The 16807-nt window shown below is 66.2% G+C and carries 14 protein-coding genes and 1 pseudogene; 13 read left to right on the top strand and 2 right to left on the bottom strand.

The window, feature by feature from the left end; genetic code table 11:
- The 3 genes and pseudogenes from sbcB to ISS20_RS17535 form a co-directional block, all read left to right on the top strand.
- Nucleotides 1–536, top strand: a pseudogene (sbcB, locus tag ISS20_RS17545) (exodeoxyribonuclease I); the annotation flags it as partial.
- A gap of 157 nt (nt 537–693) precedes the next feature.
- Complete coding sequence (locus tag ISS20_RS17540; protein WP_291438224.1) at nt 694–1941, top strand: cystathionine gamma-synthase family protein; 1248 nt, start codon at nt 694–696, stop codon at nt 1939–1941.
- Nucleotides 1942–1979: 38 nt separating this feature from the next.
- The gene (locus ISS20_RS17535; RefSeq protein ID WP_291438223.1) at nt 1980–3308 is read left to right on the top strand and encodes a protein kinase; all 1329 of its coding nucleotides are present in this window, start codon (nt 1980–1982) and stop codon (nt 3306–3308) included.
- A gap of 63 nt (nt 3309–3371) precedes the next feature.
- Here the strand turns inward: ISS20_RS17535 and ISS20_RS17530 are convergent, their stop codons facing one another.
- Complete coding sequence (locus ISS20_RS17530; RefSeq protein ID WP_291438222.1) at nt 3372–4601, bottom strand: spore maturation protein; 1230 nt, start codon at nt 4599–4601, stop codon at nt 3372–3374.
- 274 nt (nt 4602–4875) lie between these two features.
- On the opposite strand from ISS20_RS17530, the gene ISS20_RS17525 reads away from it, so the two are divergent.
- From ISS20_RS17525 to ISS20_RS17480, 10 genes are all read left to right on the top strand, one after another.
- Nucleotides 4876–5589, top strand: coding sequence for a YebC/PmpR family DNA-binding transcriptional regulator (locus ISS20_RS17525; protein WP_056062254.1), 714 nt, complete (start codon nt 4876–4878; stop codon nt 5587–5589).
- Nucleotides 5590–5649: 60 nt separating this feature from the next.
- Nucleotides 5650–5946 carry a DnaJ domain-containing protein gene (locus tag ISS20_RS17520; protein WP_015014301.1) on the top strand — a complete coding sequence of 99 codons (297 nt, stop codon included), beginning with the start codon at nt 5650–5652 and terminating at the stop codon, nt 5944–5946.
- Nucleotides 5943–6518: a hypothetical protein gene (locus tag ISS20_RS17515; protein WP_291438221.1), complete on the top strand. Its 576-nt coding sequence runs from the start codon at nt 5943–5945 to the stop codon at nt 6516–6518. Before ISS20_RS17520 ends, ISS20_RS17515 begins: the two co-directional genes overlap by 4 nt.
- A 152-nt stretch (nt 6519–6670) precedes the next feature.
- A complete protein-coding gene (locus ISS20_RS17510; protein WP_291438220.1) occupies nt 6671–7426 on the top strand; it encodes a hypothetical protein in 756 nt (251 codons plus the stop codon).
- 169 nt (nt 7427–7595) lie between these two features.
- Complete coding sequence (locus tag ISS20_RS17505; RefSeq protein WP_291438219.1) at nt 7596–8888, top strand: hypothetical protein; 1293 nt, start codon at nt 7596–7598, stop codon at nt 8886–8888.
- Nucleotides 8889–9229: 341 nt separating this feature from the next.
- Nucleotides 9230–10336 (top strand): GGDEF domain-containing protein, encoded by a 1107-nt coding sequence (locus tag ISS20_RS17500; RefSeq protein ID WP_291438218.1) that lies wholly within the window; start codon nt 9230–9232, stop codon nt 10334–10336.
- A 164-nt stretch (nt 10337–10500) separates the two neighbouring features.
- The gene (locus ISS20_RS17495) at nt 10501–11145 is read left to right on the top strand and encodes a DUF1569 domain-containing protein (RefSeq protein WP_291438217.1); all 645 of its coding nucleotides are present in this window, start codon (nt 10501–10503) and stop codon (nt 11143–11145) included.
- Between the two features lie 210 nt (nt 11146–11355).
- Complete coding sequence (locus tag ISS20_RS17490) at nt 11356–12426, top strand: HlyD family efflux transporter periplasmic adaptor subunit (protein WP_291438216.1); 1071 nt, start codon at nt 11356–11358, stop codon at nt 12424–12426.
- Complete coding sequence (gene rbbA / locus ISS20_RS17485) at nt 12423–15194, top strand: ribosome-associated ATPase/putative transporter RbbA (RefSeq protein ID WP_291438215.1); 2772 nt, start codon at nt 12423–12425, stop codon at nt 15192–15194. The genes ISS20_RS17490 and rbbA overlap by 4 nt, the downstream gene beginning before the upstream one ends.
- A gap of 1 nt (nt 15195) precedes the next feature.
- Nucleotides 15196–16329: an ABC transporter permease gene (locus ISS20_RS17480; protein WP_291438214.1), complete on the top strand. Its 1134-nt coding sequence runs from the start codon at nt 15196–15198 to the stop codon at nt 16327–16329.
- 58 nt (nt 16330–16387) lie between these two features.
- Here the strand turns inward: ISS20_RS17480 and ISS20_RS17475 are convergent.
- The coding region (locus ISS20_RS17475) for an amidohydrolase family protein (RefSeq protein WP_291438213.1) at nt 16388–16807 on the bottom strand (420 nt) is incomplete at its 5' end.

Genomic DNA, 16807 nt, shown 5'->3' with positions numbered 1-16807 from the left:
ACAAATCCCCCATGGTGGTGGGCAATGTGAACACGCTCACGCCCGCGCTGGCCCAGCGCTGGGGCATCGACCTGGCCCAGGCCGCGCAGCACGCCGAGGTGGCGCGCGCGCTGCCCGACATGAGCGGCATCTGGCCGGCGGTGTTTGCCCGCCCGCAAGAGCCCGCGCCGGATGTAGACCAGGACCTGTACGGCGGTTTTGTGGGCAACAACGACCGGCGCCTGCTGGACGACCTGCGCACCCTGAGCGGCGACAAGCTGGCCAAGGCGCGTGCAAACTTTGACGACCCGCGCCTGGCCGAGCTGCTGTGGCGCTACCGAGCGCGCAACTTTCCGCAGACGCTGTCGGCCGAGGAGCAGGAACGCTGGGAGGCCTACCGCGCCGCCTGCCTGTTCGACGGGCAGGGCGGGGCGCGCACGGTGGAGCAGCTGTTCACCGAAATCGATGAACTCTCGGAGACCGCCGACGATGAGCGGACCCAGGACATTCTGGGCGCCTTGTACGATTACGCTGAACACATCGCACCGGAACGATGACTCCCCCCTGAGGCGCTGCGCGCCTTCCCCCGAAGGAGGACGCACCCGGTGGCCTGGCAGAGCCAGTTCCACGGGTGCGCTGGCGACAAGGGCGCGCCGGTATTTATCGTCTTGCCTTTCGCGTAGACCAGTTGAAACAGAGCAGCCGCAGATTTTTATGACGACACCGCAGAACCACAGTTTCACCACCCAGATCGTGCACGCCGACCGCCTGGGTGGCGCCGAGCAGGGGGCCATCCACAAGCCCATTCACACCTCGGTGCAGTACGGCTACGAGAAGGTCGAGGACCTGATCGCTGTCTTCCAGGGCACGGCCAAGGGCGGCTTCAACTACGCGCGCCAGGGCACGCCCACCACGGCGGCGCTGGAGGCCAAGATCACGCAGATGGAGCGCGGGCACGGCTCCATCGTGTTCTCCACCGGCATGGCGGGCATCTGCGCGGTGTTCCTCACGCTGCTCAAGGCGGGCGACCACCTGGTGGCCAGCCAGTTTGTGTTTGGCAACACCAATAGCGTGTTCGGCACGCTGGCCGACCTGGGCATCGAAGTGACCACCGTGGACGTGACCGACGCGGCCAACGTGGCCGCCGCGCTGCGCCCCAACACCCGCATGGTGTTTGTCGAAACCATTGCCAACCCCGGCACGCAGATCCCCGACCTGGAAGGCATTGGCGCACTGTGCCAGCAGCGTGGCGTGCTATACGTGGTGGACAACACCGTGGCGTCGCCCTACCTGTTCCGCGCGGCCACGGTGGGTGCGGGTCTGGTGGTCAACTCGCTCACCAAGAGCATTGGCGGGCAGGGCGATGCGCTGGGAGGCGCCATCACCGACACGGGCCTGTACGACTGGTCGGGCTACCCCAACATCTTTGCGGCCTACCGCAAGGGGGACGCGAAGGGATGGGGCCTGCAGCAGATCCGAAAGAAGGGCCTGCGCGACATGGGCGGCACGCTGTCGTCCCACGCCGCCCACCAGCTGGCCCTGGGCGCGGAGACTTTGTCGCTGCGCATGGACCGCACCAGTGCCACCGCCCTGGCGTTGGCACAGTGGCTGGAGGCGCATCCGGCCGTCTCGCGCGTGCTGTACCCCATGCTGCCCTCGCACCCGCAGCACGCCTTTGCGCGCAAGCACCTCAAGGCAGGTTCGTGGCTGCTGTCGTTCGAGCTGCGCGACTCGGACCAATGCCTGGCTGTGTGCAATCGTCTGCAGTTGCCCATCAAGGCTACGGGGCTGGCCGACACGCGCACGCTGATCATTCCGGTGGCGCACACCATCTTCTGGGAGGCAGGCCCTGCGGTGCGCGCCACCATGGGCATTGCCGACAGCATGATCCGCCTGTCGGTGGGTCTGGAAGAGGCGGAAGACCTGTTGGCCGACTTTGAGCAGGCGCTGGCCGGAGCCTGACCCCACCTGAACTGCCCACCCTGACCGGGAGCCCCGCCATGGCCACTGCCACCTCTGCACCGCCCGCCAACATCGGCAAGTACCGCATCGAGCGTGAACTGGGGCGGGGCGCCAGTGGTATCGTGTACCTGGGGCTCGACGGCTTCCGGGGCCGCAAGGTGGCCATCAAGCAGACCCACGCGCACCTGCTCAAGGTGCCCGAGCAGGCCGAGCGCTACCGCAAGCTGCTGCGCAACGAGGCAGCGCTGTCGGGCCGCCTGCGCCACCCCAACATCGTGCGCCTGCTGGATGCGGACGAAGAAGCGCTGCCGCCCTATCTGGTGCTCGAATACGTGGACGGGCAGCCGCTGTCCGACTTTGCAACGCCCGACACCTTGCTGCCCGTGCCCCAGGTGCTGGACATTGCCTTCAAGTGCTGCAACGCGCTCGAATACGCCTACCGCGAGGGCCTGGTGCACCGCGACATCAAACCCGCCAACCTGATGCTGGCCCGTGGCGGCGATGTGAAGCTGACCGACTTTGGCGCCGCCCTGTCGCTGCGCAGCGATGCCACGCAGCTGTCTGGCCTGGTGGGGTCGCCGTCGTACATGTCGCCCGAGCAGGTGCGCGAGCAGGACCTCACCCACCACAGCGACATGTTTTCGCTGGCCGTGGTGGTGTACGAGCTGCTCACCGGCCGCCGCCCGTTTGATGGCGACACCGACTTCGCCACGCTCTACAAGATCAGCAACGAGACGCCTACGCGGCCCAGCCTGTTGCGCGCGTCGCTGCCAGCGCATGTGGACGAGGTGCTGCTGCGTGCGCTGGCCAAGCAGCCCGCCGACCGCTTTGCCACCTGGGCCGACTTTGCCCAGGCGCTGCTGGCGGCGCACCGGGGCCTGCCCCGCCAGAAGTCGCAAGACACCGAGGCCGAGCGCTTTGCACGCCTGCGTGCGCTGCCGTTTTTTGCCGACTTTCACGACGTCGCGCTGTGGGAGCTGATGCGCTTGGGGCATTGGCGCCGGCTGGAACAGGGCACGGTGCTGATGCGCGAGAACACGCCGGGCGACTCGTTCTGCATCCTCATCGAAGGCCAGGTGGCCGTCAGCCGCCAGGGCTGGAACCTCAGCACGCTCGGGCCGGGCGTGACTCTGGGCGAGATGACCTACCTGCGCCCCGACAACCGCATCCGCACCGCCACCGCTGTGGCCGAGACCGAGGTGCTGGTACTCAAGGTGCGCAACCCCGCGCTGCGCGAGGCGTCGGAAGACCTGCAGTCACGTTTTGACAAGGCCTTCATCAAGCTGCTGGTGGGGCGGCTGATTGCCACCAACGAGCAGCTGGCCGAATGGGAGCTGGTGGCAGCGCCAGGGCCCGCTGGCGGTTGATATCCCGGTTGCTACTTAATTGATAGCTGTTAGGGCATATTGCACTAGCGCTACCAGCCAAAATTACCCAAAAAACCGGTAGCACACCACGATGGCGGCTACCACGCCTGCCAGTTCGGCCAGCAAGGCGCAGCCCACAGCATGGCGCGCGCGCTGTATGCCCACTGCGCCAAAGTACACGGCCAGCACGTAGAACGTGGTCTCGGTGCTGCCCTGGATGGTGGCGGCGGCCAGGGCGGCAAAGCTGTCCACGCCCTGGGTCTGCATGGTCTCGATCAGCATGGCGCGCGCCGCGCTGCCTGAAAACGGCTTGACCAGGGCGGTGGGCAGTGCGTCCACAAACCGGGCGTCGGCGCCCAGTGTGGTCACGCACCAACGGATGCCGTCCAGCACATAGCCCAGCGCGCCCGAGGCGCGGAACACGCCCACGGCGCACAGCATGGCCACCAGGTAGGGCAGCAGGCCCTTGGCCACGTCAAAGCCTTCGCGTGCTCCGTCGATGAAGGCCTCGTACACCGGTACCTTGCGCCACGCGCCCAGAGCCACAAACAGCACGATCAACGCGAACAGCGTGAGGTTGCCCAGCAGCGAGGACAGGGATGCCAGTGCGGCGGCACTCAGCGTGGTCAGCAGTGCCATGAAGCCCGCCAGCACCAGCGCCACGGGCAGCAGGTAGGCCAGCACCACGGGGCTCCACAGCGGCAGGCGCTGCACCACTGCCACACTGAGCAGGCCCACCAGGGTAGACGCCGATGTGGCCAGCAGAATGGGCAAAAAGACCAGCGTGGGATCGGGCGCGCCTTGCTGCATGCGGTACATGAAAATCGTGACCGGCAGCAACGTGAGCGACGAGGCGTTGAGCACCAAGAACAGGATCTGCGCGTTGGTGGCGGTATCGGGCTCAGGGTTCAGCTCTTGCAGGGCCTTCATGGCCTTCAGGCCCATGGGTGTCGCTGCGTTGTCCAGCCCCAGGGCGTTGGCGGCAAAGTTCAGTGTCATCAGGCCCAGAGCAGGGTGGCCCCGGGGAACACCCGGCATCAGGCGCTGGAACAGCGGGGCCAGCCAGCGGGCCAGGGCATCGACCAATCCGGCCCTTTCGGCAATCCGCAAAAAGCCCAGCCACAGCGTGAGCGTGCCAAACAGCAGCACCATCACCTCGACCGACAGCTTTGCCATGGCGAATAGCGCCTCGACCATGGCCGCAAAAATCTGGGCGTTGCCACCCACCAGCCATTGGGCCAGGGCTGCCACCGCCGCCGTGAGGAAAAAGCCCAGCCACAGGGTGTTGAGCATCAGTGCACCGGGGAGAAGGCGAAGGAAGGGGCTTTGCGCATGTCGCCGAGGTTAACTGCACCGCTGCGTTCGGGTGGTTGAGAGCGTGGCGGGAGGGCAACGAAACTGTCAATGGTGGTCAGTGGTACTCTATAGGGTTCGGTTTGGAGTTGCACAACCGCCTTTTGGTTGGCTATTCGAGGGCATTTTTGCCCTTCTGCACGGCCGCAGCAACTCCCACACTACACACGGCGCCCCGGCGCGCCGCATTCACACCAAGGAAAAGAGATCCATCATGGGCGCGCAGTGGAAAGCAAAAGGCAAGGCACAGGTGGCCGACGCCAAGGGCAAGCTGTTTGGCAAGCTGGTCAAGGAAATCACCGTGGCCGCACGCGGCGGCGCCGACCCGGCCAGCAATGCACGCCTGCGCCTGGTGGTGGAGCAGGCCCGCAAGGCCTCCATGCCCAAGGATACGCTGGAGCGTGCCATCAAGAAGGGCTCCGGCACCGGCGCCGACGCGGTGAACTACGAACGCGTGATCTATGAAGGCTTTGCCCCCCACCAAGTGGCTGTGATGGTCGAATGCCTGACCGATAACGTGAACCGCACCGCGCCCGAAATGCGTGTGCTGTTCCGCAAGGGTCAGCTGGGTACCTCGGGCTCGGTGGCCTGGGACTTCAACCATGTCGGCATGATCGAAGCCGAACCCGCTACCCCCGATGCCGACCCTGAGCTGGCCGCCATCGAAGCCGGTGCGCAGGACTTTGAGGCGGGCGACGAAGAGGGCACCACCACCTTCTGGACCGACCCCACCGACCTCGACCTGGTCAGCCGTGCGCTGCCCGCCCACGGCTTCACGGTGCTGTCCGCCAAGCTGGGGTACAAGCCCAAGAACCCGGTGAACCCTGCCAACCTCACGGCCGAGCAACTGGAGGAGGTCGAGAACTTCCTGGCGGCCATCGATTCGAACGACGACGTGCAAAACGTGTTTGTGAGCCTGGGTGGCTGATGCGGGCGCGCTGGCGCCGCTGACCGTGCCACAGGCTTTGACTGACGAACCGACTGTTTCATGACTGCTGACCACTACGCAGCCCTCGGGCTGGCGGCCAATGCGTCGCTGGCGGACATCAAAAAGGCCTTTCGCCAGAAGGCCTCGTTCTACCACCCCGACCGCAACACGGCGCCCGACGCCGCACAGCGCTTTGCGGAGGTGCAAAAAGCCTACGAGGTGCTGTCTGACGACGACGCCCGCCAGGCTTATGACGACAACCGCCGCCGCAACCTGCTGGACGACCCGCTGCAGACCGCCCAGGAGATCTGGCAGGCCTACAGTGCGCGCATTCTTTCTCATCCTTCTGCCCTGTGAAACTTTCTCCTTATTTTTATGACCTGCGCTCGGCCTACCAGGCCGAGCTGGACGACCTGGTGTCCGACTCCGAGGGCAACGACGTTCTGCGCAAGCGCCTGGCCGAAAAGCGCAACGAGATGGCGTTTTTGGTGCAGATGATGGAACTGGCCCCCGAAATGGTGGCCGTGGTCTTTCACCGGGGCTTTCGCTTTACCAAACCGGCTGCCCTGGAGCATCTGCTGGGCTTGCCGGTGAACGAGCTGCCCGACTGGCACAGCCTGACCCATGCCGTAGCGTTGGAGCCCTGGGCAATGAGTCTGGCCCAGACCGTGTTGCGCGAGCCCCAGGGCGCACGCTTTCTGACGGTAGCCGCCGGCCTGGAATACCTGCAACAGCACGCGCGCTTGGCTCCGGCCGCAGCGTCGCATGGCGACGGTGATGCAGAGGGCGATGACGAAGACGCCGCCGAGCACGATGACGATTTTGATGCGCTGAGCGCAGACGACGCCATCGAGCCCCACAACAGCCGCACGCGAGAGGAGGCCAGCTCCAACTGGCTGGCGGACGTGGGCTTTGACCGGAAGGACTAGCCCCCTGAGTCGGCTCGTGCCTTCCCTTTCGAGGGAGATGCAGTCAGTGCGGCGGGGAGGCCCTTGCGCGGCGGCCGCTTGCCGTTGCCGCGCCAGTTTCATCGGCTTGCGCAGCGTGCACGGCGCCATGGACAAATGAAAAGGAATTTCGTATGAGCAACACCCACCTGGCCCTCATCACCAAAACCACCAGCCTCATCGCGGCAGGCGACATCGTGGGCGCTGAATCGGCCCTGGCCGAGCTGGCGGATGCAGAGGGCGACAACGCGCTGATGGTGGTGCTGGACCAGCTGGCGCCCAAGGACATCCTGGCCGTGATGCGCGAGTACGACGACTCCAAGGCCTCGGTGGTCAACATGCTGGTCACGCCCGAGCAGTTCGCACGCGCCATGGTGCTGGAAAAGCAGTACAAGGACCTCACCCACACACACCTTCGCAACATGGTCAACGCGGTGGTGTTCCGTGACGATGCCGACCCGGTGGAGTTCCTCACCGCCATTGGCGATCTGGATGGGGGCGCCGAGGCACTGGCCAACTACTTTGCCGAAAAGTGGAGCCGCGTCGAGGCGTTTGCCCGCACCGGCACCTTCGATGCGACCGAAGACTACGGCCCCACGCTGAGCGATGACGAACTGCTGGCCTCGGGCTATGTGCAGCCGCGCATCGACCTCGATGAGGTGGCCGACCGTGACTGGATGCAGATGGCCTGGCTGCTGCGCTATGAATGCCGCGACCTGTTCATCGAGATGCTGCTGGTGCTGCGCGCCAAGGCCCGCGCGTTTGACCTGGGACTGGAAGAGGGCGACGAGACGTCCGAAGAAGACGATGGCAAGTTCGAGACCAGCGAAACCGACCGCGGCAAGGCCACGCCTGCCGCACGTGCTTCCGACGAAGAGTCTGCAATTTAGTGAACAACCCCCTGAGGCGCTTCGCGCCTTCCCCCTTCTCTCGAATGGCTGTGCCATTCGGGAACGGGCACACCGCCAGCGCGGCGGGGCGGCCCTTGCGCGGCGGTCCTGGAATGGGCCGCGCCAGTTTCATAGCCCATGAGCAGCGCGAAGCGCGATAGATTCAGACATGACCGTGCCTCCCACGCCTTCCTCAATTTCTGCACCAGTCGCTACTGCCAATGCCCTGCAACTGCACGACGCGCGCCCTTTCTTTGAAAAGGCGCTGGTCTACGGCGTGCAGCACGGCCTGATTGACGCGGACCGGCAGGCGGCCATCAATGCCGATGCGCCCAAGGGCATGGTGCAGATCGCGCGTTACTTTGGCAGCGAGTTTCTGCGCCCAGAACTGGAGAAGGCGCGGGACCGCATGGTCAACCTGATCAGCCTGTACCTGCTGGAGACCACGGACGGTGATCTGGCCAAGGCGGCGGTGTCGCTGCGCGACAACTCCTTTTTGTCGCGCTCCAAAGGCGGCTCGGACATGCTCAAGCGCCTGATCGCCATGCCCGAGAGCAGCAACTTCGGCATGGGCGGCTATGCGGATGCCGAAACCCCACTGCTGGCTGCCTGGTCGCTGCGCAGCCATGCCGACTACCGCGCCGAGCTGGCCCGCCGCAGCCAGATCGCCCAGGCCATTGCCGCCGCCGAGTGGCTGGCCGCGCAGTACGACCTGGACGCCGACGAGCTGGAAACCGCCGGGGCCGACGCCGAGGCCGTGGTCCGCACAGGGCTGCTGATGCAGGCGCTGAACCCCAAGGCCATGGCGGCGAGTGAGTGGCCCAGCGCCCCGGTGTTTGAAAAGCTGGTGACTGCACTGCGCAAAAAGAAGGCACCCCTGCCGACGGCGCTGCGCCTGCCCCCCGGCGTGCCGGCAGAGCTGCGTGACGTGCTGCAAGCCCAATGCGCCACCGTGCTGGCCGACCTGCCCAAGCTGCTGCAATCCGCTGCGCCGCTGCGTACCCTGCTGCGCCCCATGGGCGCCTTCAGGGCACGCTACTTCCTGCTGGACGACCCTCTGGCCGAAGTGGACAGCTTTCACCGCAGCCTGGATGTGCTGGAGGACGACGATGAGCCTCCACAGCCTGCCAGTAAGACATGGACCAAGGCGACCGGGGGCAACGACGATGAGCACTCGCTGCTGACGCTCTTCCTGTGCCTGGCCGCCGGTGCGCCCAAGAAGACGCTGCTCACCGAGAAAACCGCCGCCAGCCTGGTGCGCAAGATCCGCAAGTCTGGCCTGCAGCCCGAGCTGGCGTCTGACTTCATCCGCAGCCACGCGGCTGCCGCCTTCCAGCAGGACTATCTGGCTCTGTGGTCTGGTTTTGTGCAAGACGCCCAGGCCACGCTGACCAGCGACCGCGACTACCAGATGCACGATGCGCTGGCGCTGCTGCGGCGCGAATGCCACGTGGTGGGTTGACAGGTGCTCCCAACGGCCACGCGAGGAGGTATGGCCTGAGGGGCTCCAAGCGCCGGCTGAAGCACTGCATTGCTGCCCGCAAAGCGTCGCGGGGCAGTCAATGCTCTCGGGTACCATTGTTAACGTTGATAGTCACCTCACAGCCGGCAGGCGATAGCAGCCGGGCGTTGAGCGATGGCGTCGCGTTGTGAACCCCACTCCATCGCCTGCCCGTACCCTCTGTGCACAGCCCCACCCTCCTTATCGTCGCGGCCATTCTTGCAGCGCTGGTCACTGGCGTTTTGTCCGCGGTGTGGCTCTTCAACAGACGTATTCCGGGACTTCGTCTCTGGGCGCAGGCATTGTTCTGCGCCACTGTGTTCTGCATCAACCTGTTGCTGCGCGACCATGTGCCGCTGCCATTGTCTGTCGTGCTGGCGCAGTCTTCCATTGCTTTGACTGCATACCTGTGCCTGCTGGGCGCACGCGAGTACATGGGCAAGGCGCCCCTGGGGCATGGTGTTGCCGCTCTGGCCTTGGCGCTTCTGCTGGCGACAGCCTTGTTTTTTACCCTGGTGAAGCCTAACGTGCAGGTGCGCATCGTGCTGACGGGTCTGGTGCCAGGGGTGATATTCATTGCGGCTGCACACACGCTGGCGCGTGGCGGTTTTCGCAAGGTACCCGCACGGTACCTGTTTGCGGCCACGGTGGGTGTGCACGGTGCCTTCTTGCTCCTGCGGCCCTTATTGTTCAAGCTGGCCGCACCCGCCGAAGGGGCGCAGCCCGAGGCGGGCATAGTGGCTGCGCTGTCGCAGTTTGTGGTTCTGGAGTCCACTCTCGCGGTGGTGCTGGTGGCGTTTGGCGCGTTGATGCTGACCAATGAGTTCATCACCAACGAACTGCGCCACCTCGCCGAGGTGGACCCGCTGACCAATGTGTTCAACCGCCGCGCGTTTCTGACCTTGTTGGACAAGGCCATCAGCAACGCCCAGCGCACGCAGACGACGTTGCCCGTGCTGGTGATGGACCTGGACCACTTCAAGAAGGTCAATGACAGCTGGGGCCACCGCGCGGGCGACGATGTGCTGCGCCATTTTGTGATGCTGGCCCAGCGCTGCCTGCGCAAGGAAGATGTGATGGGCCGCCTGGGCGGGGAGGAGTTCGCAATCTTCTTGCCCAATGCAGGGGCCGGTGGCGCCATTGCGGTGGCCGAGCGCCTGCGCGCCATGGTGGAGGCCCACCCTGTGGTGACCGAGCAGCGCAGCATTGCGCTCACGGTGAGTGTTGGTGTCACCCTGTGCGCGGGCAGCGAGTCGGCGGGTACGGCCTTGCAGCGTGCGGACGAGGCCATGTACTTGGCCAAGGAGCGGGGGCGCAACCGGGTGGAGATGACGGTGGCCCCAGCAGCGCCCTTGGTCCCCGTTACTGCAACCCCCGTGCCCGCCGCACCAACCACCCTGGCAGCCTAGGAGCGGCGGAGCGCCAGTAAGGCGCCCAGGCCTTGCAGCCCTGCGCCATGGCGGGCTGTGTCGGCTGCCCGACCCTGGCGATGGCTGCAGGGGGCACAAGGCAGGCGCTGCCCGGCACAATCAACGCTTTCACACCACCCCCGGTGATGCGGGCAGACAACCCCATGGCAGTTCCACCCACTCCTGGCGCACCCAAAGCCGCTACCCTCGCAGCCACGCACCCCTCGCCCTCTGCGCCGCGTGCAGCGCCCGACCGGAGGGCGTTTCTGGCCATCGGCACGGGGGTGGTGCTCGCAGCGGCTGGTGCTGCCGGGTATTTTCTGCACCAGCCGAGTAACGACAGGCAGTTGGTGTTCGCCACTTTGCACGATGCGATGCGCGAGGCCGAGCGGCTGAATGCCGCATCTGTCCATGCGCTGGAGCCTGCTACGGCCTGGACCTGGGCACAGACGCTGGCGCATTGCGCACAGAGCATTGAGTATTCGCTGAGAGGCTTTCCGTCGCCCCAATCTGCGCTGTTTCAGAGCACGCTGGGGGCAGCGGCTTTCAAGGTGTTTGCCCTGCGTGGCCGCATGAGCCACAACCTGGCGGAGCCTATTCCGGGTGCGCCTTCGCTGGATGCGCAGGCCACGGATGCCTCTGTCGCCATGGCCCGCTTGCGCCAGGCGGTACAGGATTTTGCATTCCACACTGGGGCACTGCATCCCCACTTCGCCTACGGCGCCTTGAGCCAGGCCCAGTACGAGCAAGCGCATGCCATGCACCTGGCCAACCATCTGTCAGCCTTTGATGGGCGCGCTCTGGGCTGACGCTGCGCCCCTTTGAATCTGCAGGAAGGGCCTCGCGCCGCCTGGCGATGCCGTGGGCAATCGCAAGCGAATTGATGCAAGTCAAGTGAGGTGGCTTGCCGCACAGAGCCGATGGGGGCGCTGCGCGTACGATGCTTTTTGGATGGGAGGCGGCTTCGCTTGCGTGACTTGGAATGTGCTCCCGCCTCCACACCAAAGAGGATCAGAGCCATGGGCAGCAAGTGGAGAATTTTCGTGGTAGCAGCAGTGCTGTTGTTGCTGGGAGCCGTGCTGGTAGTGCGGTGGGCGCCTTGGCAGCCCAAGGGGCCAGGCCCCGGTTTTGTGAGCGGCAACGGCCGCATCGAGGCCACCGAGATCGCCGTGGCCACCAAGCTCGCGGGCAGGGTGGTGGACATCCTGGTGGACGAAGGAGACTTCGCGAAAGCCGGCCAACCCCTGGCCCGCATGCAGATCGACAGCTTGCAGGCCCAGCGCGAAGAAGCCGTGGCCCGGCTGCAGCAGGCACAGCTGGCCATCAGCAGCGCGCAGGTGCAGGTGGCCCAGCGCGAGAGCGACTACCAGGCCGCGCTGGCCGTGGTGGCCCAGCGCGAGAGCGACCTCGACACCGCTCGCCGCCGCCTGCCGCGCTCTGAGCAGCTGGCGCGCGAAGGCTTTTTCTCCAGCCAGTTGCTCGATGATGACCGTGCCAAGGTGCGCAGCCAGCAAGCCGCTGTGACCGCTGCAAAGGCCCAGGCCAAGGCCGCACAGGCGGGCATTGGCGCATCGCGTATGCAGGTGACCAGCGCCGAGGCCAACGTGCGCGCGCTCCAGGCCACGCTGGCCCGCATCGATGTGGAGCTGGCCGACAGCGAGCTCAAGGCGCCTCGCGACGGCCGCGTGCAGTTTCGCGTGGTGCAGCCCGGCGAGGTGGTGGGCGCGGGCGCGCGCGTGCTGCAGCTGGTGGACCTGAGCGACGTGTACATGACCTTCTTTTTGCCCGAGACCGTGGCGGGCCGCGTGGCGCTGGGCAGCGAGGTGCGTATCGTGCTCGATGCCGTACCGGGCTTTGTGATCCCGGCCACCGTGTCCTTTGTGGCCAGCACCGCGCAGTTCACGCCCAAGACGGTGGAGACCGCCAGCGAGCGCCAAAAGCTCATGTTCCGCGTGCGCGCGCAGATCGAAAAGGCGCTGCTGCTGCGCCACCAGGAGCAGGTCAAGACCGGCCTGCCCGGCGTGGCCTGGCTGCGGGTGGACCCAGCGGTGGAGTGGCCGGCAGAACTCGCCGTCAAGGCCGGTCAGTGAACCCCTCTGACAGTTTGGCACCCGTGGCCCGCCTGCGTGGCGTGGGACAGCGCTACGGGCGCACGGTGGCGCTCGCAGACATTGATTTGGACGTGGCCGCAGGCCGCATGGTGGGCCTGATCGGGCCGGACGGCGTGGGCAAGTCCAGCCTGCTGGCCCTGGTGGCGGGCGCGCGGGCGGTACGGCAGGGCACGGTGGAGGTGCTGGGTGGCGATATGGTCAAAAGCCGCCACCGCAGCCGCGTGTGCCCCCGCATCGCCTACATGCCTCAAGGGCTGGGCAAGAACCTGTACCCCACGCTGTCGGTGGAAGAGAACCTGCAGTTCTTTGGCCGCCTGTTCGGGCATGACGCGGCCGAGCGGCGCCGCCGCATTGACGAACTCACGCGCAGCACGGGGCTGTACCCGTTTCTCGCGCGGCCTGCGGGCAAGCTTTCGGGCGGAATGAAGCAGAAGCTGGCCCTGTGCTGCGCGCTCATCCACGACCCGGACCTGCTCATTCTGGACGAGCCCACCACCGGCGTGGACCCGTTGGCGCGCGCGCAGTTCTGGGACCTGATTGGCCGCATCCGCGCCGCCCGGCCGGGCATGAGCGTCATCGTGGCCACGGCCTACATGGAAGAGGCCCAGCGTTTTGAATGGCTGGTGGCCATGGACGAAGGGCGCATTCTGGCCACGGGTACGCCTGCCGAGCTGATGGCCCGCACCGGCCATGATTCGCTGGAGCAGGCCTTTGTGGCCCTGCTGCCCGAGGCCAAGCGCCGGGGCCACCAGGCGGTGCAGATTCCGCCGCTGGACCGGTCGCAGGCAGACGACCTCACCAATGTCGCCATCGAGGCGCGCGACCTCACCATGCGCTTTGGCGATTTTGTGGCGGTGGACCATGTGAGCTTTCGCATCCAGCGGGGCGAGATTTTTGGTTTCCTGGGCAGCAATGGCTGCGGCAAGTCCACCACCATGAAGATGCTCACCGGCCTGCTGCCCGCCAGCGACGGGCAGGCCTGGCTGTTTGGCCAGCCGGTGGACCCCAAGGACATGGCCACGCGCCGCCGCGTGGGCTACATGTCGCAGGCGTTTTCGCTGTACAGCGAGCTGTCGGTGGAGCAGAACCTGGTGCTGCACGCCCGGCTGTTCCACGTGCCCGAGGCCGAGGTGCCCGCGCGCGTGACGGCCATGCTGGAGCGGTTTGACCTGCAGGCCGCCCGCAGCGCACTGCCCATGAAGCTGCCGCTGGGCATGCGCCAGCGCCTGTCGCTGGCCGTGGCCATGGTGCACCAGCCCGAGCTACTGATCCTGGATGAGCCCACCTCGGGCGTGGACCCCATGGCACGCGACAACTTCTGGCGCCTGATGGTGGAGCTGGCACGGCGCGACAAGGTTACCATCTTCATCTCCACCCACTTCATGAACGAGGCCGAGCGCTGCGACCGCATCTCGCTGATGCACGCAGGGCGCGTGTTGGAAAGCGCTGCGCCGCAGGACATCGTGGCCAAGCGCGGCGCCGCCACGCTGGAAGAAGCCTTCATCGGCTATCTGGAAGATGCTGCGGGCACGGCCCCGGCTCCTGTGTCCGTGGCGGCTTCGACCCCCACTGCGCTATCCCCGGCGCCCACTCCCAACGCCCCCGCCTGGCCCACCCGCCTGCGCCACAGCCTGGCCCGCATCCACAGCACCCAGTGGCGCGAAGCGCTGGAGCTGCGCCGCGACCCGGTGCGTGGCGCCATGGCACTCCTGGGCTCGCTGATTTTGATGTTCGTGATGGGCTACGGCATCAGCATGGACGTGGAGAACCTGCGCTTTGCCGTGCTGGACCGCGACCAGACCGCGCTGAGCCGGGCCTACACGCTGAACCTGGCGGGCTCGCGCTACTTCACGGAGCAGCCGCCGATTGCCACCTACGCCGAGCTGGACGCGCGCATGCGCTCCGCCGAGATATCGCTGGCGCTGGAGATCCCACCCGGCTTTGCACGCGATGTGGCGCGCGGCCAGCCCGTGCAGATCGGCGCGTGGGTGGATGGGGCCATGCCCCAGCGCGCCGAAACCGTCATCGGCTACGCCAAGGGCCTGCACCAGCAGTGGCTGGTGGAGCAAAGCCGCAGCCGCACGGGCGTGGTGCCCCGGGGCCTTCTGGAGGTGGAGCCGCGCTACCGCTACAACCCCGACGTTCGCAGCCTGCCGTCCATGGTGCCTGCTGTGATCCCGCTGCTGCTGCTGATGCTGCCCGCCATGCTCACCGCCCTGGCCGTGGTGCGCGATAAGGAGCTGGGCTCCATCATCAACCTGTATGTCACGCCCACCACGCGCACCGAATTCATGCTGGGCAAGCAGCTGCCCTATGTGCTGCTGGCGCTGTTCAACTTTGGCCTGATGTGCCTGGCGGCGGTGACGGTGTTTGGCGTGCCGATGACGGGAAGTTTTGCCACGTTGACATTGGCCGCCGTGCTGTTCAGCCTGTGTTCCACGGGCATGGGCCTGCTGGCCTCCACCGTCACGCGCAGCCAGATTGCGGCGATGTTCTTTGCCATGGTGGGCACCATCATTCCCGCCGTGCAGTTTGCGGGGCTCATCAACCCCGTGTCGTCCATGACGGGCTTTGCGCGCTGGTTCGGAGAGGCCTACCCGGCCAGCCACATGTTCACCATCAGCCGGGGCGTGTTCAACAAGGCGCTGGGCCTGCAAGACCTGCAGGCCGAGTTCTGGCCCATGCTGGTGGCCGTGCCCGTCATCATCGGCACCGCCATTGCGCTCCTCAAAAAGCAGGAGACCTGACATGGCGCTGCGTGGCCGCTGGTCCAACATCTTTCGGTTGGGCATCAAGGAGCTGTGGAGCCTGTGGCGCGACCCGGCCATGCTGTTCCTCATCGTCTACACCACCACGCTGGCGGTGTACTCGGCGGGCATGGCGCAGCCCGAGACGCTGCACCACGTGCCGATCGCCATCGTGGACGAGGACGATTCGGCACTGTCCCAGCGCATCGCCACCGCGTTCTACGCGCCCCAGTTCACGCGCCCCGCCATGATCAGCATGCGCGAGGTAGACCCGGGGCTGGACGCAGGCCGCTTCACGCTGGTGCTGCACATTCCCACCCATTTCCAGCGCGACGTGCTGGCGGGCCGGGTGCCACAGGTGCAGCTCAACATCGACGCCACGCGCATGGGGCAGGCGTTTGCGGCCAATGGGGCGGTGCAGCAGATTGTGCAGTTGGAGGTGGCCGAGTTTGTGCAGCGCGACCGCACCGTGGCCGCGCAACCCATCGAGCTGACTGTGCGCTCGCGCTTCAATCCGGCGCTGAACCCCGCGTGGTTCGGCTCGCTCATGGAGCTGATCAACATCGTGACCATGCTCTCCATCATCCTCACCGGCGCCGCGCTGATCCGCGAGCGCGAGCATGGCACGGTGGAGCATCTGCTGGTGATGCCTGTCACCCCGGGCGAGATCATGCTGGCCAAGGTCTGGGCCATGGCGCTGGTGGTGCTGGTCGCTACCTGGGGGTCGCTCACGGCGGTGATCCGCTGGGCGATTGGCGTGCCCATCGAGGGCTCGGTGCCGCTGTTCTTGCTGGGCGCCACGCTGCACCTGTTTGCCACCACGTCCATGGGCATTTTCATGGCCACAGTGGCGCGCAGCATGCCGCAGTTTGGGCTGCTGATGGTGCTGGTGATGATGCCGCTGCAGATGCTGTCCGGCGGCGTCACCCCGCGCGAGAGCATGCCGCTGTGGGTGCAGTACGGGATGGCCCTGGCGCCCACCACGCACTTCACCGAGCTGGCCCAGGCCATCCTCTACCGCGGCGCGGGCTGGGCGGTGGTGTGGCCGTCGCTGGTGTGGCTGCTGGGGATTGGGGCGGTGCTGTTCAGCCTGGCGCTGGCACGGTTTCGCAAGACGATTGCGCGCATGGCGTGAACGCTTGAAATGCTATTGAATGTGTAGCTGTTTGCGCTTTATACATAAGCGTGAGAGGCTAATTTGACGTGAAATTCACGTTGTCGGGCCGCCCCGGCAGGTGCAGTTGCGCCACGGGTGCCGGGCTGCTGGCCAGCAGCCTGCCGCGCCGCCACACGCCCAGGCGCGCTGCGCGCAGGCGGATGGCTTCCACCGGATTGCGCGCGTGCAGCAGCACAAAGTCGGCATACGCGCCCGGCTCGATGCCGTAGCCCTCCAGCCCCAGCAGCTTGGCGGGATTCACCGTCACTGCATCAAAACACTGCCGCATCGCGGCCTGGCTGGTCATCTGGCCCACATGCAGGCCCATGTGCGCGGCCTCCAGCATGTCGGCGCTGCCGCCGCTGTACCAGGGGTCCAGCACGCAGTCATGGCCGAACGCGACGGTGAGGCCCGCAGCCATCAGCTCGGGCACGCGGGTCATGCCCCGGCGCTTGGG

The sequence above is a fragment of the Acidovorax sp. genome, assembly GCF_016783915.1.
GTDB lineage: Bacteria > Pseudomonadota > Gammaproteobacteria > Burkholderiales > Burkholderiaceae_C > Acidovorax.
This window is presented reverse-complemented; position numbering and strand designations above follow the sequence as displayed.